A 22,321-nucleotide genomic window follows, 5' to 3' on the forward strand; every position below is an offset into this window, starting at 1 on the left:
ATCTTTGTAACTTTGCATCCTTATAAAATTATAATTTTTGAAGATGAAACGTGTTGTTGTAGGACTTTCCGGAGGTGTAGATTCAAGTGTTGCTGCTTATTTATTGCAACAACAAGGCTATGAAGTCATAGGCCTTTTTATGAAAAATTGGCATGATGATTCTGTTACAATTTCTAATGAGTGTCCATGGCTGGAAGACAGTAACGATGCATTGCTTGTGGCTGAAAAATTAGGAATTCCTTTTCAAACCGTAGATTTAAGCGAAGAATACAAAGAGAAAATCGTTGATTATATGTTCAACGAATATGAAAAAGGGCGAACTCCAAATCCTGATGTACTTTGTAACCGCGAAATAAAATTTGATGTTTTCATGAAAATTGCTTTGAGTCTTGGAGCCGATTATGTAGCGACAGGACATTACTGTCAAAAAAGCGAAATTAAAGTCAATGACGAAACCGTTTATCGATTGAAAGCTGGTGCCGATACCAATAAAGACCAATCCTATTTTCTGTGTCAGTTATCACAAGAGCAACTCGCAAAATCATTATTCCCAATTGGAGAATTGACCAAACCGGAAGTTCGGGAAATTGCTGCCCAAATGGATTTGATTACTGCCGAAAAGAAAGATTCCCAAGGTTTGTGTTTCATAGGCAAAGTACGTTTACCGGAGTTTTTGCAACAAAAATTGCAGCCTAAAGACGGCCTTATTATTCAAATTGATAAAAATGATGCTGTTTATAATTCTCAAAAACAAGAAGGTTTGACTCTTGAAGAGAATTTGGCATTTGATGCAAGAAAACTTCCCTATACTCCAGAAATGGGTAAAAAAGTGGGGAAACATCAAGGTGCTCATTATTTTACCATTGGACAAAGAAAAGGGCTGAATGTAGGTGGGACAACAGATCCATTATTTATCATCGCTACTAATGTGACAACCAATACGATTTATACTGGATTATCCAGTCAACATCCTGGATTGTTCAAGAAAGCATTGCAGATAGAAAAATCTGAAGTGCATTGGATTCGTAAAGATTTGGCTTTGGCCAATGGCGAAACCATGGACGTTATGGCAAGAATCCGTTATAGACAGCCTTTGCAAAAAGCCACCTTACATCAATTTGAAAACGGCATGTTTGTTGCATTTCAAGAACCACAATCCGCAATTACCGAAGGACAGTTTGTTGCTTGGTATTTAGAAGATGAATTAGTTGGTTCGGGAGTAATTTCTTAGTTTAGTACTTTAATTTATAAAAAGACTGAAAAATCGTGCTTTATCGGAACTTTAAATGCCGTGAAATAATTCTTTTGAACTTAAGTCATAGATTTTATTGGGGTTTTTATGACTTAAAGAAATAATATTATTATGATAAAAATATATTTACTTCTTTTTTTATTCATTACTTCCGTTGGCTTTTCTCAAGAAGATGCTTGGGTATATTTCAATGCCAAACCCAATTCTCAATCGTATTTAAGTACCCCTTTGCTAATGCTTTCCCAAAGATCTTTGGACAGAAGAACGAATCAAAATATAGTTTTAGATTTTAAAGATGTTCCTGTTGAATCATCATACGTGAGTCAAGTAAAAGTAGTTGCAGGAATTACTGTTATGGCAAAATCCAAATGGTTGAATGCGATCCATGTTCGAGGAACACAGGCAATTATAAATTCATTAAAAACATTTCCTTTTGTAACTAAAATTGATTTTGCGGATAAATTACTCAATCAAACGGGTAAAATAGCGCAGTCGACTAAAATAAAAAGGGTAACTAAAAGTAAGAAAACCAAAATTGATTACGCTTACGGAACGTCTGCAAATCAAATCCAGATGCTTAATGGACAATTATTGCATCAAAAGAATTATACTGGCTCCGGAAAAATAATAGCAGTTCTAGACGCTGGTTTTCCAGGTGTTAATACAGCGCAGCCTTTTCAAAGATTAAGAGATAATAACCGAATTTTAGGGGGTTATAATTTTGTTTTAAGAAATCCAGATTTTTACACTGGAGTTTCGCACGGAACATCAGTACTTTCGGCAATGGGTGGTTACAAAGAAAATTCATTAGTGGGAACAGCGCCAGATGCTTCCTATTATTTATTTATCACCGAAGATGATACTTCAGAAAACCCTGTTGAAGAATCCCTTTGGGTTGAAGCAGCTGAAAAAGCAGATAGTTTGGGAGTGGATATTATAAACACTTCTCTAGGATATTTTGAATATGACAAGAGTAGTTATAGTCATACCTACAGTGAAATGAACGGAACGACAGCTTTTATTTCGCGTGGTGCTGAAATTGCGTTTAGTAGAGGCATGATTGTGGTGGCTTCAGCCGGAAATTCAGGAGGAACAGCTGATCCCTATATTGCTGTACCCGCCGATGCTGTTTCTGTAATCGCTGTTGGAGCGGTGAAATCTTCCGAGGTATTGGCTTCATTTAGTTCCATTGGGCCTTCGTCTGATGGGAGGATAAAACCGGACGTTATGGCCCAGGGACAATCCGATGTTTTGTCTGATGCATTTGGTAACATTATAGCTGCAAATGGCACTTCTTTTTCCAGTCCTATTATGGCAGGAATGATTGCTTGTTTATGGCAGGCAAATCCTAGTAAAACCAATGCTGAAATTCGCCAATTAATTATAAAATCGGCTGATAGGTTTACGGTACCTGATAATCAATATGGTTATGGTATTCCAGATTTTAATTTAGCGGTGAGTAACGGGTTATCATTTAACACTTTTTCGAAAGATGATTTCATAATCTATCCAAATCCGGCAATTGATTTTATTACAATTTCATTACCAATAGGATTAGATAGAGCGATGGTTAATATCTATTCTCTTTCAGGTCAAAAAGTACTGGATAAAGAAATCACAATTGAATCGGCTAGTATTTCATTGAAAGCATTGAGTAAAGGAATTTACATATATAAAGTAGCATCAAATTCTTTTTATAAAAGCGGAAAAATAATAAAACAATAGCAGCATCAAATCGTACATGAATAAAATCACGGAACTTTTCAATATTAAATATCCAATTATTCAGGGAGGAATGATTTGGAATAGCGGCTATAAATTAGCAAGTGCAGTTAGTAATGCCGGAGGTTTAGGATTGATAGGTGCTGGTTCCATGTATCCTGAAGTCTTGCGGGAACACATTCAAAAATGTAAAAAAGCCACTTCAAAACCTTTTGGTGTAAATATTCCGATGTTGTATCCCAACATTGAAGAAATCATGAAAATTATTGTTGATGAAGAAGTGAAAATTGTTTTTACATCGGCTGGAAATCCAAAAACATGGACTTCTCATTTAAAAGAAAATGGTATAACGGTAGTGCATGTGGTCAGTAGTTCTGTTTTTGCATTGAAAGCTCAGGATGCAGGTGTTGACGCAATAGTTGCCGAAGGATTTGAAGCCGGAGGACACAACGGAAGAGAAGAAACCACTACGTTTACTTTAATTCCAATGGTGAAAGAAAAAATTACCATTCCGTTGATCGCTGCCGGAGGTATTGCTACCGGTCGTGGTATGCTTGCCGCTATGGTATTAGGAGCAGACGGAGTTCAGGTAGGAAGTAGATTTGCTGCTTCGGTAGAATCATCTGCACATGAAAATTTTAAGGAAACAATTGTAAATGTAAAAGAAGGCGATACGCAATTGACTTTGAAAGAACTCGCTCCTGTTCGATTGATTAAAAATAAATTTTATCAGGATGTTCAGGATTTGTATGGAAAGTGCGCAACAAAAGAAGATTTAATCAGTTTGTTAGGAAGAGCTAGAGCAAAACGGGGTATGTTTGAGGGAGATTTAATCGAAGGGGAATTAGAAATAGGTCAAGTGGCGGGATTAATACACGAGATAAAACCGGCGGGAGCTATCGTTGAAGAAATGATAGCTGATTTTGAAAAGGCTATAAGAGAAGTAATGAATTTTGATTTTTAAATAATGACAAAGAAAAAAATATTTATAATGTTGCTTTTTATGGTCTTAGGCCTGCAATATTCCTATAGCCAAAACTATAAGTTTAAAACTTCAGGTTTAAGTGTTTTAGAAAAAAAGGAAAATGGGAAATGGGGAAAATGGTCTGATTTGGATTTGGTCAATATTTTAGTCACATTGGACACTAATAAAAACAGAATTGTAATTTATTCCCAAGTTATCCAATTGTTTGAAATTATAGATTACCAAGCCACTGAAGAAAATGAGACTGATATTGTTTATTCGTTTACCTGTAAAGATAATAATGGAGATGACTGTACACTTTCAATCATTACCCGTAAAAAACAAGACAATAGGAAACAATTGTACATCAATTATGATGATAGAATTTTAGTTTATAATATTTTCAATATGTAGATGAAAAATCCGCTTTAAGCGGATTTTTTTATGTCAATTTGAATTCGGTAAAATTGAATAGTGATTTTGTTATGTTGCGTGAGGGATGGTAGTGAAAAGCCCATAGCCTGACGAAGGAAGAGCGAGGACTTGAAACGTATAGCACGACCCGTTTTTTCATCGGGTCACGCCCTAAATTTTCTCAATATCTTTGATAAATTCATCATACTCCCTATAGAATAATTCCAGAGCATTCATCTTCTCGTTATAGAAGTCAAAAATTTCATCCCAATAGTTACGATTGCTAACACCAACACCTACTTTTTCAACCCAAATGCGACTGATGGTTTTACCACTTTCTAAAGTATAGTCTTTTTCGAAAACCAAATCTTTAATGAATTCGTCTTCCAGAATGTTTTTTAATGCTTCTATTTTTTCAAAATAGGCAATTCGTTTTTCATCGTTGCGATGTTCAATATCTATTAAAACTTGGGCTTTTTTATTATCTACATAGAACTTGAAAGAGAAATCCTTGATTTTGGTGTCGTATAATACCCATTTTCGCGGATGTTTTTCTGCGAATGTGACCCAGAATTCTCGTTTTAATTTTTGAGTTTCTTCTTTGCTGTACATTTTTATTTATTTGAATTTGATTTTAGAAAATTTGTTAAACGTTATTTTCTAAACTATATTTATAAGATCTTTTGGTATGCAAAAATAGACTTTGATTATGGATTTTCAAGATTTTTTAAAATATGTTCCCAATTTTGCTCAAGCAAAACTTCCTGCATTTGAAGCACATATTAAAATGGCGCCTCTAGAACGAATAGATGCCCTGAAAAATGGAATGTTAGATAATACAAAATCAAGAAAAGCTGCAGTCATGATGTTGTTCTATCCTAAAAAAGGAAGAACGCATTTGGTGTTAATTGTAAGAAGTTCCTATGACGGGACCCATTCTTCCCAAATCGCATTTCCTGGAGGTAAATTTGAGCCGGAAGATGAAGTCTTTGCAAATACGGCTTTGCGGGAAACCCATGAGGAAATAGGGATTCTTCCCAGAGACATAGAAATTATCAAGCCTTTTACAGCCTTGTATATTCCGCCAAGTAATTTTATGGTGCATCCTTTTTTAGGGATTAGCAGAGCCGAAATCAGTTTTATTCCTGATTCTAATGAAGTGGCAAATATAATTGAATTGCCCTTGTCGGTTTTTTTGAGTGATGAAATAATTAGTAGTGCGGAAATGGTAACTTCTTATGCCGGTAAAATTACTGTCCCGGCTTTCAAAATAGAGGAACACATTGTTTGGGGTGCTACGGCTATGATGTTGAGTGAATTGAAAGAAGTTTTGAAAGAAGTATTAGATTGAAATATTCGTCTTTTCAGGATGGAAAAAATCAATTATTAAGCGTGATTTTTAAAAGATTTGCTAAAAATCAGTAAGGAACAACAAATATAATTTTCGTACGTTTGTAATTCAAATTAACAAAAAAGACACAGTTTTATGGTATTGTTTAAGAGAAATCCTTTTGGGCACATATTATTTATAAAAAAATGGTTGATCCGCATCTTCGGAGCCATTACGCACAGACGTTACAGAGGATTTAATGAATTACAAATTGAAGGTTCTGAAATTATCAGAAATTTACCGGATACCAACGTATTATTTATTTCCAATCACCAAACCTACTTTGCCGATGTTGTAGCTATGTTTCATGTCTTTAATGCTAGTTTAAGTGGGCGAGACGATACAATTAAAAATGTATGTTACCTCTGGCAACCCAAAATGAATATTTATTATGTTGCCGCCAAAGAAACGATGCAGGCCGGTTTATTGCCAAGAATTATGGCTTATGCAGGAGCAATTTCGGTAGAACGAACCTGGCGGGCTAAAGGTGTTGATGTTCAAGAAAAGAAAGATATAAATCCAGATGATACTCAAAATATCAAAATAGCGCTAAAAGACGGCTGGGTAATCACTTTTCCGCAAGGAACTACAAAATCATTCAAACCCGTTCGTAAAGGGACGGCTCATATTATCAAACAACACAGGCCCATTGTTGTTCCTATTGTTATTGATGGTTTCCGTCGTTCGTTTGATAAAAAAGGATTGCGAATGAAAAAGAAAGGAATCCTCCAGTCCTTTATAATCAAAGAACCATTAGATATTGATTACGATAATGATACAATTGATGAAATTGTTGAAAAAGTAGAATATGCTATTGAACAACATCCGTCGTTTTTAAAAGTCATTCCAGCCGAAGAATTAAAAGCGCAGGAAGAATTGAACCGTTTAAGACAATGGGAATATTAGAAATGAATTTCTATTTGATTATTTAAGGAATTAGCGACAATTTTAATAATTCTCATCAGTATCAATCTAGGACGAGGCTACAAATCTATCTTTTTCAATTCTTTATAATTGGCATATAATCGTCTCAATAAGATTCCATACAATAACCTATAAAACAACCAGAATATTCCAAAAAGCACAACGATAGTCAAAATTAGAATGCCTAGTGTAATAGCCATAATTTTTCCGTCATTGGCAATCTTTTCCTTTAATATGATTACATCAGGATTATAAGAAAAGGCAATTACAAAACCAATAATTAAGCTAAAAACAATCATTCCAAGATTATACCAAACATAATATTGGACTGTTTTGCGGGTTTTTAGAATGTCTTTCATCAACTGTTTTGTGGATACAGTTGTCGAAATCAAAATGTAGTTTTTATAAAATAAATAGATAAAAACCAATATCACGCCATAATTAAAAATGGTTAGCACCTCAAAATATTGGATTAATTCATCGTGCTTGATCTTTTTTAAATAATCATCCGAATTAAAAACAACACTAATTGATGTCCACAATAAAACTTCCAAAATACTGATAATCAAAATCCACCGCACTATCGAAGATGATTTTTTATGAATCATTTTGTAAATCTCGATTTCCGAAACTTGTTCAAAAGAATTATCATTCTTTTGCCAATCTTTTTTTAATAAATCCAGCTCTTTCATACTCCTAATGGATTTAATATTTTTTTTAATTTCCCCTTTATTCTATTCATTTTCACTCTGGCATTCACTTCACTAATTCCTAATGTATCGGCTATTTCGGTATAATCTTTATCTTCAAGATACATAAAAACAAGTGCTTTTTCAATATCATTCAGCTGATAAACCGCCTTATACAGGAGTTTTATCTGTTCTTCTTCCTCATAATTATACTCCACATCTTTCAAAAAATGTTGCCGCCCTTCAAACTCAATGGTGTTTATGGATCGCTTGGTTTTTCGGTATAAAGTAATTGCAGTGTTCAAAGCCACGCGATACGCCCACGTCGAAAATTTGCTGTCACCCCTAAATTTTGGAAACGCTTTCCATAGCTGAATCGTGATTTCCTGAAACAAATCCTTGTGTGCATCATCGCCATTAGTATACAACCTACAAATTTTGTGGATTATATTCTGATTTTCCTGCAACTGCTTTACAAAAGAATGTTCTAAATTATCACTCATATATACGTTAGTAATCCAAAGATAGATTTTGTTACAAAGTAGCCCTTTTTTTCTGGAAGCACAAATTTTAGAATCCATGATAATGACTCGTCCCGCTTGTACATTACAATCTTTCTAGTCCTGAAAAAAAATCAGGACTAGAAAGGATTTCCACTGCCATCGGGGCTAATTTACGCGTTTAGATTTCTTAAGAACTTTTTCCAAAAACAAAAATTTTGATAATAATTGATGGAATTCAAGCTTGTAAAACATTGTATCTTTGAGTATCAACAATTCAGACTTTTTAAATATGAACATCCCTAATTCAGCCTTACCCAGAATAGTCATCATAGGTGGAGGCTTTGCAGGACTTGCATTGGCCAGAAAACTAAAAAATAAAGACGTCCAAGTTGTTCTTTTAGACAAACACAACTACCATACTTTTCAACCCTTATTGTATCAAGTGGCCACTGGCGGACTCGAAGCGGGTTCCATCGCATATCCTATCCGGAAAGTAATTCAGGAATACGATGATGTCTATTTCAGATTGACTACAGTAGCAGAAATTGATACTAAAAACCAAAAAGTAATTGCTGAAATTGGGGAACTCAGTTATGATTATCTAGTTATAGCGACGGGTTCCAAAACCAATTATTTTGGCAATAAAGAAATAGAGCGCAACAGTATGTCCATGAAAACCATACCGCAATCGCTTAACATTCGTAGTCTTATTCTTGAAAATTTCGAACAAGCCGTTTTAACCACTGATATAGCCGAACAAAATAGCCTGATTAATTTTGTACTCGTAGGTGGTGGACCAACAGGAGTAGAGCTGGCTGGCGCTTTGGCCGAAATGAAAAAAGCCATCTTACAAAAAGATTATCCTGATCTTGATATCGCTAAAATGGAAATTAATCTCATTCAAAGTGGCGATCGAATTCTCAATACCATGAGCGAGGATTCCTCACAAGCCGCCGAAAAATTTCTGCTCAGTTTGGGCGTAAAAATATGGAAAAACGTTCGCGTTACTAATTATGACGGACGAACGATTCTTACCAATTCTGATTTGACATTTGAAACCGCCACGGTAATCTGGACTGCGGGCGTTCAGGGTGCTACAATTGCCGGATTGGATGCTGAATCTTTGGTCGAAAAAGTAGAGCGCATTCGAGTAAACGAATTCAATCAAGTAGTAGGTTACCACAATATTTTTGCCGTGGGCGATATTGCATCTATGGAAACCGAAGCATATCCGCAAGGACATCCCATGATGGCGCAACCCGCCATGCAACAAGGGAAACTGTTAGGAGAAAACATAATTAAATTAATTCGAAAACAACCCATGGAAGCTTTTGAATACAATGACAAAGGCGCTATGGCAACCATAGGAAGAAATAAAGCGGTAGTCGATTTGCCAAAATACCATTTCAGTGGCGTTTTTGCCTGGTTTGTCTGGATGTTTGTGCATTTATTCTCCTTAATTGGATTCAAAAACAAAGCGGTAGTTTTCTTAAATTGGGTGTACAACTACATTCGTTTTGACCGAGAAGGACGATTGATTATTCGACCATACAAAAAGAAAAGTTTCACGACTTTTACGAGTGATGAAGTGTAAAAAAATCGATTTTGGAGGTAATTCTAAATTCTTATATATCAAATTAAAAATGGTTAAAATTATTGCAACTTTCTTCTTTATATTATTTGTTAGCTTTAATTGCTATTCGCAAAATAGTTATGTATTTGTAGGTTCTTATAATTCGGATAAAAATAAAGAGGGAATATATGTATTTCAATTGGATACGTTAACGGGTAATTTAAAGAATATTACAACAGTCAAAAACATACTAAATCCTTCCTATTTAACAGTATCTCCAAATGGTAAATATGTTTTTGCCTGTACAGAAACAAGAACGCCCAATGCAGGAAGTGTCAGTAGTTTTGAATTCAAACCCCAAAATAAGGCGCTAACATTTATTAACAGTCAAAAAAGCGGTGGTGAAAACCCGGTATACCTATCGGTTCATAAAAATGGAAAATGGCTTGTAAATGCGAATTATACTCAAGGAAGTGTTTCTGTTTACCCAATAACTGCAGATGGTAAAATAAATCCAATTGTTCAAAAATTTTCCTATTCAGAAGGCAGTATTAACAAAGAAAGGCAAGAGCGTTCTCATGTTCATTCGGCGGTATTTTCTCCGAATTATGATTTTGTGTTTTTACCTGATTTAGGTGCCGATAAAATTAGGAGTTATCGATTTGATTACACTAAAAAACTACCGCTTTTAGAAAATCAATATCCTTTTACGCAAGCCACATTAGGAAGCGGACCAAGACATTTTACATTCCATCCTGACGGAAAATTTGCTTATTGCGTTGAAGAAATCAGTGGGACAATAAGTGTTTATGCCTATGGGAATGGAAAATTAGATCCAATTCAAAGAATTAATACCCATACTGATGCATTAAAAGAAGGGTTTAGTAGTGCAGATATTCACATTTCACCTGATGGACGTTTTCTATATGCTTCTAATCGTGGGGAAGAAAATAATATTGCAATATTTTCTATAGAAAGCAATGGTACTTTAAAAACAGTAGGGTATCAATCTACTTTTGGTAAAACTCCACGGATATTTACTATTGATTCTGCAGGAAAGTTCTTGATAGTAGCGAACCAAACAAGTGGTAATGTGGTGGTTTTTAAACGAAATTTAGTTACGGGTCTGTTGAAAAAATCGGGAACTGAAATAAACGTAGAAAATGCTTCTTGTGTGCAAATTAAACACTATCGCAATTAGCGATTAAAACTTTAAAATTAAACAATAAAAAGTTGTGCTAGCATTCTTACAGACATGATAATCAGTGCTTTTTTTCAATGTAAAACCATTCTTACAATGTGCTGATTTTTAGTATTTTAACAAAAATATAGCTTTTATAAGTAATTGATAATCAAGTATTTGTGTTTTTTAAATTTTAACAAATTATTGACATTGTTTTTCGAATAAAATTTAAATTAATTTTATAAAAATAAACAAAGTTATAATTAATGAAAAATGTAATCCTTTCCAATTTTCATCCCATTTTGGTGGGAAAATTAATAGATCAAACAAAGCTCAATCAGTACACAAAATTTCTCTATTACTATTTTCAAAATCACCCACAATCGGGCATTTCAGGAAATAATGGTGTAGAGCCAGTAAGTTTTGAGTCTATATCTGAGCATGTAGATAAGTATTCGGTATCTTCAGAAAGTATAAATAGCAGACAAATTTTGATTTTTGAAGACGTAGAGAATTTTATTGAAAATGAAATGGATATTACTTTGCCTTCTGAATACCATTTACCTGTCGGTTTTGAAGTTAACCCCGGAAATGTTTCTGGACCTAAAATAGAGGTTCGGATGGAATGGTTTAAAAGAAAAATGGGATATGTTTTTGACGAATTTTATTCAAATACAATTTCGAGCCCAGAAAATCTAATTCATGTTACCTGTTCCGGTTATTCTTCTCCCAGTGTTGCCCAGGAGGCAGTAATAGAAAGAGATTGGGAGACGGTTCAAGTTACCCATTCCTATCATATGGGATGTTACGGTGCTTTTCCGGCAATTCGTACGGGCAGAAGTTTGCTATGCTCCAGCGAAACTAAGGGAAGAGTAGATATAGTTCACACGGAATTATTATCAGCCCATTTAAATCTAGTTGAATTTTCCAATTCAAATACCATGATTTGCTCTCTTTTTGCAGATGGTTTCATTGGGTATTCCTTATTTGATGAAGAGTCGTTTATGCAAGATGATTCCTTTCCTGAGAAAAAAGGATTACGAATTGTAGCAGCTCATGAGGTAATTATTCCAGATTCATTAGAGGATATGTCTTGGGATTTAGGGGAATATAATTTTTTAATGACGCTCTCCAAACGGGTTCCCGTTTTTATTCGTAAAAACATCAAGCCATTTTTGACTACACTTTGCAAAAAGGGAGGTGTAGATCTTGAAGAACAGAAAGCCAATATGCATTTTGCAATACATCCTGGCGGACCAAAAATTATAGATTATGTCATAGATGCCGTTGGATTGTCTAAAGACCAGGCTATTTGGTCTTATGAAATATTACGTCGTCTGGGGAATATGTCTTCGGCAACGATTCCACATATTTTTAATGAAATTGTAAATGATCCAAACATAAAATCAGGAACAAAAGTTGTTGCAATGGCATTTGGACCAGGACTTACAGCTACAGGATTATTGCTTGAAAAAATATAATTCTGGTAAAAATTAAAAAAGAAAAGGAATAATAGGCTATAAGCGGTTTGCATTTATAGCCTATTGTCGTTTTTATAATAATTCACCATCAAGTTCACAAATTTACTATATCCTTCCATACCATCTTTTTGCTGATTTAATTTTAGGAAATTGTCATAAAAAGTATGAAAACCTGTTTCAATTGGGGTTTCATATTGCTTCCAGAAAGTATCACTTTCTTTATAGTTTTTCAAAATTCCCGGATGAACAGTTTTTAGCAATTGTTTAAATATGTTTTCGTCTCGAACTTGCCAATTGCTTAAACAATAGCGCAAAGCCATGGTGTATCCAGAATATTGAAAGTATAAATTGTTATTTTTTACTGAGGCTAAAAATCCAATAAAATTACATTCGCTTTCGCTGGCATAGCCCATTTGGTGTGCCATTTCATGATTGGTTGTCATTGGGAAACTATACATCGGTCCAAGATAATTTACTTGTGCTTCATTAGTAAATGGATTCAAATAGCCGCCAAAACCCATATAAGCCAGAGGCAAACTGAGAATCGATTTCTTTGTGCTTAAATAATTGTAAGTAAAATAAGAGTATTGATTGGATAAGTTTTTATAACCATTCAAGTTCATTTCAAAAACCTGTTCTTGCGAATAAGGGAAGACCACTTTTAAATTGTCGTTTTTTGTAATCTGACCTTGAACAGCGTTAGTTTTGGTGATTAATTTTTTGGTGAAAGCCAATAAATCTGCATCTGAATATTCTTTTTGGATTGCCATTTTCTCAAAAAGTGGCTGGCGGTGATAATTGAAAGCCCAAAGGATATGAAACAAAAAATAAAAAACGGAAAAAAAACTTAAAATAGATAGAATGTTGTTTTTCCATGCTTGTTTCCAGGATTTTCTTTTATTCCAAAACCAAATTAAAATAAAGAAAATCACAATAAAATAAATAAAATCACCTACTGAAAAAGGAATTGTGCCAAAAACAATTCTCGAAAATTTAGCAATAATTGGGTACAAGCCATTGCTGTAAAATTGCTCGACATATTCTGGAAAAAAAGGAATAATCTGCAAAAACAGTATTTGGACTAAAAGAAAGAAGGAAAGAAAATATTTTGGTTTCACAGGATAAATTTTGAAGATGTAAAGATAATTACAATATCAATTAGTATCGAAAAGAATTTAAACTTTGTAACTTTGGGGCTTGTAAATGTTAAACCTCAAACAAAAATAAATGAGCCAAGAAATAAGAAATCTGGAACCTAAAGTACTTTGGAACAAGTTTGCCGATTTGAACGCAGTACCTCGTCCTTCTAAAAAAGAAGAGCGTGTGATTGAGTTTATGAAAAATTTCGGAAACAGTCTGGGATTGGAAACTTTTGAAGATGATATCAGGAATGTAATTATTCGCAAACCGGCTACACCAGGAATGGAAAATCGTAAAGCGATTGTTCTTCAAGGTCATTTGGATATGGTGCATCAAAAAAATGCCGATACTGTTTTTGATTTTGATACACAAGGGATTGACATGTATGTGGATGGAGACTGGGTTCGCGCGAGAGGAACAACTCTTGGTGCTGATAACGGTCTGGGTGTTGCCGCAATTATGGCAATTCTGGAAAGCAAAGACATTGCGCATCCTGCTATTGAAGCCTTGTTTACCATTGATGAAGAAACTGGAATGACTGGCGCTTTAAATCTAAAGGGAGGTATTCTTCAAGGTCAAATACTTTTGAATATGGATACAGAAGAGGATGATGAAGTTGACATTGGTTGTGCTGGAGGAATTGATGTAACAGCTACAAGAAGTTATCACGAAGAAGAAGTTCCGGAAGGGTCTGTTGGACATATTATCACTGTAAAAGGATTGAAGGGCGGGCATTCAGGTATGGATATCCATAAAGGGTTGGGTAATGCCAATAAAATAATGAACCGTTTGTTATTTGATGCTTTTGAAAACTTCGGTTTGCAAGTGGTAGAAATCAACGGAGGAAGTTTGCGTAACGCTATTCCGAGAGAAAGTGTTGCTAAAGTGATTATTTCCGAAATGTTTGATGAAGCTTATATTTTTGATATGCAGGAAATCATCAACGACATTAAAAACGAATATAAAACTACAGAACCAAACTTAACTATCGAAATCGTGAAATGCGATTTGCCGAAAAAAGTAATGGATTTAGGTGTTCAGGAAGGAATAATTAGAGCAATTTATGCAGCGCACAACGGAGTTTATCGAATGAGCGCCGATATGAAAGATTTAGTGGAAACTTCTAATAATATTGCCAGAGTAATCATCAAAGACGGTGAAATTTCAATAGGATGTTTGACTCGTTCTTCTGTAGAAACGTCTAAATATGATTTGGCGAATGCATTGCGTTCTGCTTTTGAATTAGTAGGTTGTGAGGTGGAACTTTCTGGTTCATATCCTGGCTGGACTCCAAATGTAAATTCGGAGATTCTAGATGTGCTTGTTGCTATTTACGAAAAACAAAATTACGAAAAACCAAAAGTTGTGGCTTGTCACGCAGGATTAGAATGTGGAATTCTGGGAACTAATTATCCTGAGATGGATATGATTTCTTTTGGACCAACAATTCAGGGAGCACATTCACCAGATGAAAGAGCAAGTATTTCTTCTTCTCAGAAATTTTGGAAATTCGTATTGGAAATTTTAGCCAATATTCCGGTTAAATAGTATTCAGTTATTGAAAAAGTGGTCAGTGTTCAGTTTAAAAAGAAGTGTTCAGTTATAAATACTGACCACTAAATAACTGAGTACTGACCACTAATTTTTAGTCTCTTTTAGGAGTGTTTTTCTTATCTCTTTTTTCTTCTTTCTTTTCTTTTGCCGTTTTTAGAGGTTCCTTTTTTAAGGTTTTCTTAGCGTCTTGACTTTTTGCCATGATGTAGGTATTTAAATTTTGTTTTTAATTTTGATGTAAGTAAATGTATATAATATTTTGATTTGTTTTAAATATTATTTCAAAAAATCCCCGTCGATGATTAGTAATTCCACTCCATTAGTTGCAATAGAACGATGAGAACTTAAATCATCCGAAACAGTGTAAGTCATTCCTTTAGACAGATTTGTTTGTTCTCCGTTCTCCATTTCGCTTATGAAATTCCCTTCCAAACAATGTACTATATGTCCTTTGTGGCACCAATGATCAGCTAAATAACCGTCGGAATAAATAACTTTCCGAATTCGGAGACCACCTAATTGTATGGTTTGCCAATAGGCTGTTCCTGTTTCTCCTTTATGTTCTGTTCTTACTATTTTGTCCCAATTGATGGCTTGAAAAGGTATGTTAGACATGGATTATGTTTAATGGATTACTTAAATTTTGGCTAAAACCCAAATTTAAGTATTTTAAAATAAAAATCCCCAACTACTTTTGTAATTGAGGATTGAAATTATCTTTAGATTAAAACCTGTGACTTTATATTATTTTTTCTTCAGAATCTTATATTCTTCATAGCAGCCACTTATGGCATCCATAATTTGTAAATCATTTGCTGTTTGTATAAAAGCGTCGGAGTAATTGCAACGTTGTAAAATTTCGGCTAATTCATTTTTATCAACACCAAGAAGTACAGATATCGTTTCTCTGTCGAATTTAGATTCGAGTAGATTTCGAACCGTATCATCCTTTTTCATTTCTTTTAGCTTTTTGAGTTCCTTTGGGTTTTTGCCAAAGAAATTATAAAGCATATCCGTTGGGTTAAAGATAGAACCAAGTACTCTTCCAAAGGCATTTGGAGAATATTCACCTGCTTCGTACCCTTGTGTTAATCCTGAAATGCTATAGCGATAGTTTTCTTTTGTTGGAATTAATTTTGAATCAACTTCCAGATAACCCGTTAAATTGAAAGGTCTGATGACTACTTCCTCTAACGCAATTGCTTTTTCGGTAAGTTGAATTTTCGTGCTTTTATTTTTTATCCAGTCATTTGTAACCCGAACTCTTAAAGATTGGAAGCCTAAGATAGTAAAGTGTAAAGTATCGTTTGGTTGCACATCAATTTCGAAATATCCTCTCGAATCGGTAGTTGCGCCTCTTACTTTGTTGATGTTGATGATATTTACATTAGACAAAGGCAGCTTAGAATTGTTGTTGATAATAATACCATTAACTCTTTGGGAATGTTCTATAACTTGCGCAAAAGCGGTTGCAGATAGTACTAAAAAAAAGAAAACTACAAAATATTTCATAAACTCATTTAAAACTTTAAAAGTAATAAAAGAGGATTAAATATTTTGTAGTTTCTCTATATAATTATAAGAAAATTAACTAAATGTTAGTCTCTTCTTGGTCTTCTTGGTCTTGGTGAATCACCAAAGCTTTCAGAACGTCTAGGCGCTCTATCAGATGTACCTTCAGTTCTAGGTCTGTCAGATGAGAAACCACCTTCTCTTCTTGGAGCAGCACTTCTTGATTCGCTTCTTCCGCCAAATCCACCTTCTCTAGGAGCTGCATTTCTGTCGCTTCTAAATCCGCCACCGCCAGAAGAACCTTCTCTTCTTGGAGCAAAACTACCTTCTCTTCTTGGAGCTGAACTTCTCGCACCACCAAAACTTCCACCAGAACTTCTTCCATTATGATCACGTCTTCCGCCACCATCATTTTTAGAAATTTCAACATTGATTCTACGTCCTTCTAATTGTACGTTGTTCAATACTTCCATTACTTTATCAGTATGTTCAGGGTCCGTGTTAAAGAAAGAGAAACCTTCTTTTACATCTACTTTGAAAACGTCATCACGACCTAAGTCTAATGTTTCTTTCAAGTAATCTTTCAATGACATCCAATCAAAGTTATCTCTAGAACCGATGTTCACAAAATATCTTGTTGCACCACCATTGTTATTTTCTCTTGGAGCACCATCTCTATCATCACGCTCACGTCTTTCAGAACCTGAAGCTTGATTAGAAATATCTCTGGTTTTTTTGTAATAGTTGATAAAACGGTTAAATTCAACCGATACCATTTTCTTGATTAGTTCTTCTTTCGATAAACCTTCAAGTACACTGTTAATTGCAGGAAGATAGTTGTCAATTTCGTGATCAACTTCTGTATCTTTAATTTTATTAGCTAAGTGTAATAATTGGATTTCACAGATTTCAATTCCAGAAGGAATCGTTTTTTCTTCGAATTTTTGTTTGATTATTCTTTCAATTGAAGAAATCTTACGCAATTCGCTTTTAGTTACGATTACAATAGAAGTTCCTAATTTACCAGCACGACCTGTACGACCAGAACGGTGATTGTACGTTTCGATTTCGTCAGGTAATTGATAATTCACTACGTGAGTAATGCTATCAACGTCAATTCCACGTGCAGCAACATCAGTAGCTACAAGCATTTGGATTTGTCTCCCTCTAAAAGATTTCATTACACCATCACGTTGCGCTTGAGATAAATCTCCGTGCAATGCAGCAGCGCTGTATCCATCTTCAACTAATTTTTCAGCAACAGCTTGCGTATCTCTTTTGGTACGACAAAAAACTACTGAGAAAATGTCTGGATTAGCATCCGCTAAACGTTTCAACGCTTCGTAACGGTCACGTGCATTTACAAGGTAAAATTCGTGAGAAACTGTAGCCGAACCTGAATTTTTAGCTCCAACTGTAATTTCAATAGGATCTTTCATGAATTGTTTTCCAATTCTAGCTACTTCTGCAGGCATTGTAGCCGAGAATAACCATGTGCTTTTTTCGTCTGGCGTAGTAGAAAGGATGTTTACGATATCTTCGTAGAAACCCATGTTCAACATTTCGTCAGCTTCGTCAAGAATACAATAGTTGATTTGAGAGATGTTTACCAAACCTCTATTAATCATGTCTTGCATTCTTCCTGGAGTTGCCACAATAATTTGTGCGCCTCTCTTTATGTCTCTCGCTTGGTCTGTTATGCTAGCTCCACCGTAAACTGCTACCACATTAATACCTTTTTCGTATTTAGAGTAGTTTTTAATTTCGTTGGTAATCTGCAAACAAAGTTCGCGTGTTGGAGATAAAATTAATGCTTGTGTGTTTCTGTTGTTGGCATCAATTTTCTGAATAACTGGAAAACCAAAAGCTGCCGTTTTCCCTGTCCCTGTCTGAGCCAACGCAACCATATCTGTGTCTTTTTCCAATAATAGGGGAATCGCTTTCTCCTGTACTTCGGTCGGATTTTCAAATCCTAGATCTAAAATCGCCTTCAGTAACGATTCACTCAATCCTAATTGTTCAAATTTATTCATATGTATTTTTAAAATAGGGTGCAAAATTACTGTTTATAATTCATATAAACTAATGCTATTTTAAGATTTAATGATTTATTATAATTTGATTATCAGAAAGTTATGTTTTTTATTTACAATTGATAGTTTTTGCTTTGGTAATTCAATGTGAAATTACGACTCAAAATTGGATATATTGTTATAAAAATGTCGTAATGCAAAAATTTATTTATTTGCTTTCAAGAAGTCAATTAGTTCTAGTGTCGCTTTTCCTCTGTGGCTGATTTTATTTTTTATGTCCAATGATAATTGAGCAAAAGTTTCTTGATAATCTTCAGGTTTAAAAATGGGATCGTAGCCAAATCCTTGACTGCCAGTCTTCTCTAAAGTAATTTCACCCCTGGCGATTCCTGTGAAAAGATGCTGTTTGCCATTTAAATTTAATACAATCACTGTTTTGAATTGTGCTTTTCTATTATTTTTACCTGATAAGGCATCTAACAACTTATTCATATTATCATCAGCATTGCGCTGTTCGCCAGCATATCGCGCAGAAAAAACTCCGGGTTCTCCATGTAAAGAATCCACTTCAAGTCCGGTGTCATCAGCAAAGCAATCATAACCATAGTTGCGGGTAACATAATTTGCTTTTAAAATAGCATTACCTTCAATAGTTTCTGCTGTTTCAGGAATTTCTTCATGACAGCCGATGCTTTCTAAGCTCAGAATTTTGATTGTACCAGGAAGCATACTTTGTATTTCCAGAATTTTGTTTTTGTTATTGGAAGCGAAAACGAGTTGCATTTTTTAGGTTTTAATTTAATTCTTCAAAGATACATTTTTTAACTATTTGATTGGAATGCCGTCAAAGCAGTTCGAAATGTTTATTGGTCATAGGAACCTCTAGTTTATTTGGAATTATGGATTAAACGGCTAAAAACAACACGTTAATTAATGGTTAAAGTGTTGTTTTTTAATTATTTGAATTGACATAAGTTGTATCTTTGAGTGTGATTTTGATTAATCACTTGTGTAAAACCATCTGAAAAGAGAAGCTTATTCAAATAGTCATTTCATGCCTAACGGTATGACCTGATAAATGATAAATCAAAATCTACAATCGGAGGCCCTTTAAAAGGCCTCCTTTTTTTGTAAAGTATTGTGATTAAATTTATAAAGGATCGATCGGTTTTTATAGGAGTTTTATTTTGTATAATGTGTTAAAATTTAGACAGTTAATGATTAGTTAAAATGGGTTATTAGAATATTTTGAATCGAAATTTGTCTTATCTTTGGGTATGGTTTTGATTTGTTCTTGAATATGGCCATCTGCAAAGAGTAGCGTATTTGATAGTTAGTTGTACCGAAAGATATAAGTTGATAATAACAAATCAAAGTCTGAATTAGAGGCCCTTTAAAAGGCCTCTTTTTTTTGTGGTTATTTACCAAGATCGGTTTTTGACGGGTGGAAATTCTATTTTAAATAATGGTTTTTAATATTCTAAAATGACGGCGTTAATTAAGAGTTAAAATGTTTTATTAGAATGGTTTGAAACTAAATTTGCCTTATCTTTGAGTATGGTTTTGATTTGTTCTTGAATATGGCCATCTGCAAAGAGTAGCGTATTTGATAGTTAGTTGTACCGAAAGATATAAGTTGATAATAACAAATCAAAGTCTGAATTAGAGGCCCTTTAAAAAGGCCTCTTTTTTTGTGGTTATTTACCAAGATCGGTTTTTGACGGGTGGAAATTCTAGTTTAAATAATGGTTTTTAAAATTCTTAAATGACGGAGTTAATTAAGAGTTAAAATGTTTTAGTAGAATGGATTGAAACTAAATTTGCCTTATCTTTGAGTATGATTTTGCTTTGTTCTTGAGTATGGCCATCTGCAAAGAGTAGTGTATTTGATAGTTAGTTGTACCGAAAGGTATGAGCTGATAATAACAAACCAAGGTCTAAATTGGAGGCCTGTAAAAAGGCCTCTTTTTTATGGCTATATGCCAAAAATAGTAGTTTTTTAGTTTATCTGTTTTTCTAATGTATTTTATTAGAAACAACTTTTATTCCTTAAAATTTCCTAAACTAATTTTAAGGAATAGTAATTTTTTAATAACTGTGGTTTTAGCTTTATAAAATGACACGTTAACGATTAGTTAAAGTGCTGATTTGCATCTATTATGGTGAGAGTAAATTGTATCTTTGAGTGTGGTTTTGATTAATTACTTGAATGTATCAATCTTGCAATAAGATATGATAATTCAATAGTCAGCTATACAAGTTAAAGTATAAGTTAGATAATGGTAAATCAGAATCAATAACTGGAGGACTCTAAAGGTCCTCCTTTTTTTGTTGTAAACTTTTAGTGTTTCGTAACACTTTTTAAATTATCGGGGAAATACAAATCCGATAAATGAGCAAATTCATCTCCACGCATAAAAATGTTGATATCAACATCAACAAAACTTTTTTTACCAGCTGCAGCCAGAAGTTCATTAGCGGCGTGTAAGGTGTTTTTATGAAAATAAAAAACCCGTTCCGATTTATCAGTCACAACCAATCCTTTGATTAACATTTTGTCTTGTGTAGCAACTCCGGTAGGACATGTGTTATTGTTGCATCGCAAGGCTTGAATGCACCCCAACGAAAACATGAATCCACGTGCACTATTGCACATATCAGCACCAAGCGCTACAGCTTTAAGAATGGAATAGCCTGATATGATTTTACCACTACAAATAACTCGTATTTTGTCTCGGATGCCAAAACGCACTAATGTTTTATTTACAAAAATAAGTGAGGGTTCAAATGGCATTCCTACGCCATCCGCAAATTCAAGTGGTGCAGCACCAGTCCCACCTTCGGCTCCATCAACGGTGATAAAATCAGGAAAACAATTTTGAGTAATCATTTCTTGGCAAATCATTTCGAATTCGCTGGTTTCGCCAATGCACAATTTAAAACCAATTGGTTTCCCATTGGACAGCAACCGTAATTTTGCAATAAATTCTACTAAACCTTTCGCATCTGAAAATGCAGAATGACTTGGTGGGGAAAGAATGGTAGTATGTGGTTGAACGCCCCTAATTTTGGCAATTTGTTCCGTGTTTTTTGCAGCAGGTAAAACGCCACCATGTCCAGGTTTTGCTCCTTGCGATAATTTAATTTCGATCATTTTTACTTCTGGTAAATTTGCTTTTTCTGCAAATCTCCCTCCGTCAAAACCACCTCTGTCATCGCGACAGCCAAAATATCCTGTTCCTATTTGCCAAGTAATATCGCCACCTTGTTGATGAAATTCGGTTAAACCACCTTCTCCTGTATTGTGATAAAATTTCCCTTTTAGCGCTCCTTTGTTTAGAGCCATGATGGCATTTTCGCTCAGAGAACCAAAGCTCATTGCTGAAATGTTTAATAAAGAAGCCGAATAGGGTTGCGTACAATCCGATCCGCCAACTAAAACGCGAGGAAGCTCCTCATTGACAGTTGCGGGGAAAATAGAATGTTTAATCCCCTCATAACTCGATTGATTTAAATTTAATTGTGTTCCAAAAGGCGTTGTAGAATCAATGTTTTTCGCTCTTTGGTAAGCAAGAGTTCTCTGGTTTCTTGAAAATGGTTTCCCGTCTGTGGAACGCTCGATAAAATATTGCTGAATTTCGGGCGCTATCATTTCAAATAAATATCTAAAATAACCTAAAACAGGGAAATTTCTTAAAATAGTATGTTTATGTTGCATGCTATTGGCTAAACCTATAATTAAAAGTATTGTTATAAGGATTATAAAGAACAGGCCTGTATTAAAATAGAAATAGATAATGAAAGTAATAATAAGTGCAGTGATTCCTAAAACGAAAAATTTTTGTCTCATAGTGAAAGTTATTTCAGCGACTAATTTACTAAGAATATTAAAGATTTTGTGCTTTAAATGCTATTATTTGAAATGAATTGTTTTATTTCACGAAATAGAAAAGCAGAATTTAAAAAGAGTAATTAGAAAAACTAAAG

19 protein-coding genes are annotated in these 22,321 nt (G+C 34.3%); 10 read left to right on the forward strand and 9 right to left on the reverse strand.

Annotated elements, in window-relative coordinates:
* The first annotated feature begins 43 nt into the window (after positions 1-43).
* From mnmA to ACM55K_RS11285, 4 genes are all read left to right on the forward strand, one after another.
* Positions 44-1,231 carry a tRNA 2-thiouridine(34) synthase MnmA gene (gene mnmA, locus ACM55K_RS11270; protein ID WP_416850321.1) on the forward strand — a complete coding sequence of 396 codons (1,188 nt, stop codon included), beginning with the start codon at positions 44-46 and terminating at the stop codon, positions 1,229-1,231.
* Between the two features lie 132 nt (positions 1,232-1,363).
* Positions 1,364-2,977 (forward strand): S8 family serine peptidase, encoded by a 1,614-nt coding sequence (locus ACM55K_RS11275; RefSeq protein WP_416850322.1) that lies wholly within the window; start codon positions 1,364-1,366, stop codon positions 2,975-2,977.
* A 16-nt stretch (positions 2,978-2,993) separates the two neighbouring features.
* Entirely contained in the window at positions 2,994-3,938 is a 945-nt protein-coding gene (locus ACM55K_RS11280; RefSeq protein WP_416850323.1) for an NAD(P)H-dependent flavin oxidoreductase, read from the forward strand.
* Positions 3,939-3,941: 3 nt separating this feature from the next.
* Entirely contained in the window at positions 3,942-4,352 is a 411-nt protein-coding gene (locus ACM55K_RS11285; RefSeq protein WP_416850324.1) for a hypothetical protein, read from the forward strand.
* A gap of 171 nt (positions 4,353-4,523) precedes the next feature.
* On the opposite strand, the gene ACM55K_RS11290 is transcribed toward ACM55K_RS11285, so the two are convergent.
* The gene (locus ACM55K_RS11290; RefSeq protein ID WP_416850326.1) at positions 4,524-4,964 is read right to left on the reverse strand and encodes a DUF4268 domain-containing protein; all 441 of its coding nucleotides are present in this window, start codon (positions 4,962-4,964) and stop codon (positions 4,524-4,526) included.
* A gap of 97 nt (positions 4,965-5,061) precedes the next feature.
* Here ACM55K_RS11290 and ACM55K_RS11295 point away from each other — a divergent pair, with 97 nt between their 5' ends.
* On the forward strand, positions 5,062-5,703 hold the full coding sequence (locus ACM55K_RS11295; protein ID WP_416850327.1) for an NUDIX hydrolase: 642 nt from the start codon (positions 5,062-5,064) through the stop codon (positions 5,701-5,703).
* A 135-nt stretch (positions 5,704-5,838) separates the two neighbouring features.
* Positions 5,839-6,648, forward strand: coding sequence for a lysophospholipid acyltransferase family protein (locus ACM55K_RS11300; protein WP_416850328.1), 810 nt, complete (start codon positions 5,839-5,841; stop codon positions 6,646-6,648).
* A gap of 77 nt (positions 6,649-6,725) precedes the next feature.
* On the opposite strand, the gene ACM55K_RS11305 is transcribed toward ACM55K_RS11300, so the two are convergent.
* The gene (locus ACM55K_RS11305) at positions 6,726-7,358 is read right to left on the reverse strand and encodes a hypothetical protein (RefSeq protein WP_416850330.1); all 633 of its coding nucleotides are present in this window, start codon (positions 7,356-7,358) and stop codon (positions 6,726-6,728) included.
* Positions 7,355-7,858 carry an RNA polymerase sigma factor gene (locus ACM55K_RS11310; protein ID WP_416850614.1) on the reverse strand — a complete coding sequence of 168 codons (504 nt, stop codon included), beginning with the start codon at positions 7,856-7,858 and terminating at the stop codon, positions 7,355-7,357. The genes ACM55K_RS11305 and ACM55K_RS11310 overlap by 4 nt, the downstream gene beginning before the upstream one ends.
* 289 nt (positions 7,859-8,147) lie before the next feature.
* On the opposite strand from ACM55K_RS11310, the gene ACM55K_RS11315 reads away from it, so the two are divergent.
* From ACM55K_RS11315 to ACM55K_RS11325, 3 genes are all read left to right on the forward strand, one after another.
* A complete protein-coding gene (locus ACM55K_RS11315) occupies positions 8,148-9,452 on the forward strand; it encodes an NAD(P)/FAD-dependent oxidoreductase (protein WP_416850331.1) in 1,305 nt (434 codons plus the stop codon).
* 49 nt (positions 9,453-9,501) lie between these two features.
* A complete protein-coding gene (locus ACM55K_RS11320) occupies positions 9,502-10,632 on the forward strand; it encodes a lactonase family protein (protein ID WP_416850332.1) in 1,131 nt (376 codons plus the stop codon).
* Positions 10,633-10,880: 248 nt separating this feature from the next.
* Positions 10,881-12,095, forward strand: coding sequence for a 3-oxoacyl-[acyl-carrier-protein] synthase III C-terminal domain-containing protein (locus tag ACM55K_RS11325; protein ID WP_416850333.1), 1,215 nt, complete (start codon positions 10,881-10,883; stop codon positions 12,093-12,095).
* Positions 12,096-12,148: 53 nt separating this feature from the next.
* On the opposite strand, the gene ACM55K_RS11330 is transcribed toward ACM55K_RS11325, so the two are convergent.
* Positions 12,149-13,213, reverse strand: a complete 1,065-nt coding sequence (locus ACM55K_RS11330; RefSeq protein WP_416850334.1) for a DUF3810 domain-containing protein — start codon at positions 13,211-13,213, stop codon at positions 12,149-12,151.
* 109 nt (positions 13,214-13,322) lie between these two features.
* On the opposite strand from ACM55K_RS11330, the gene ACM55K_RS11335 reads away from it, so the two are divergent.
* Entirely contained in the window at positions 13,323-14,783 is a 1,461-nt protein-coding gene (locus ACM55K_RS11335) for an aminoacyl-histidine dipeptidase (protein ID WP_416850335.1), read from the forward strand.
* A gap of 282 nt (positions 14,784-15,065) precedes the next feature.
* Here the strand turns inward: ACM55K_RS11335 and ACM55K_RS11340 are convergent, their stop codons facing one another.
* The 5 genes from ACM55K_RS11340 to ACM55K_RS11360 form a co-directional block, all read right to left on the reverse strand.
* Positions 15,066-15,404 (reverse strand): DHCW motif cupin fold protein, encoded by a 339-nt coding sequence (locus tag ACM55K_RS11340; RefSeq protein ID WP_416850336.1) that lies wholly within the window; start codon positions 15,402-15,404, stop codon positions 15,066-15,068.
* A gap of 129 nt (positions 15,405-15,533) precedes the next feature.
* Positions 15,534-16,301, reverse strand: a complete 768-nt coding sequence (locus tag ACM55K_RS11345) for a carboxypeptidase-like regulatory domain-containing protein (RefSeq protein ID WP_416850337.1) — start codon at positions 16,299-16,301, stop codon at positions 15,534-15,536.
* Between the two features lie 86 nt (positions 16,302-16,387).
* On the reverse strand, positions 16,388-18,334 hold the full coding sequence (locus ACM55K_RS11350; RefSeq protein ID WP_416850339.1) for a DEAD/DEAH box helicase: 1,947 nt from the start codon (positions 18,332-18,334) through the stop codon (positions 16,388-16,390).
* Between the two features lie 204 nt (positions 18,335-18,538).
* The gene (locus tag ACM55K_RS11355) at positions 18,539-19,117 is read right to left on the reverse strand and encodes a non-canonical purine NTP diphosphatase (RefSeq protein WP_416850340.1); all 579 of its coding nucleotides are present in this window, start codon (positions 19,115-19,117) and stop codon (positions 18,539-18,541) included.
* Positions 19,118-20,675: 1,558 nt separating this feature from the next.
* Entirely contained in the window at positions 20,676-22,184 is a 1,509-nt protein-coding gene (locus tag ACM55K_RS11360; RefSeq protein WP_416850342.1) for an FMN-binding glutamate synthase family protein, read from the reverse strand.
* Between the last annotated feature and the right edge of the window lie 137 nt (positions 22,185-22,321).

This window comes from Flavobacterium arabinosi (assembly GCF_048158725.1).
In the GTDB taxonomy this organism is placed as follows: Bacteria; Bacteroidota; Bacteroidia; order Flavobacteriales; family Flavobacteriaceae; genus Flavobacterium; species Flavobacterium arabinosi.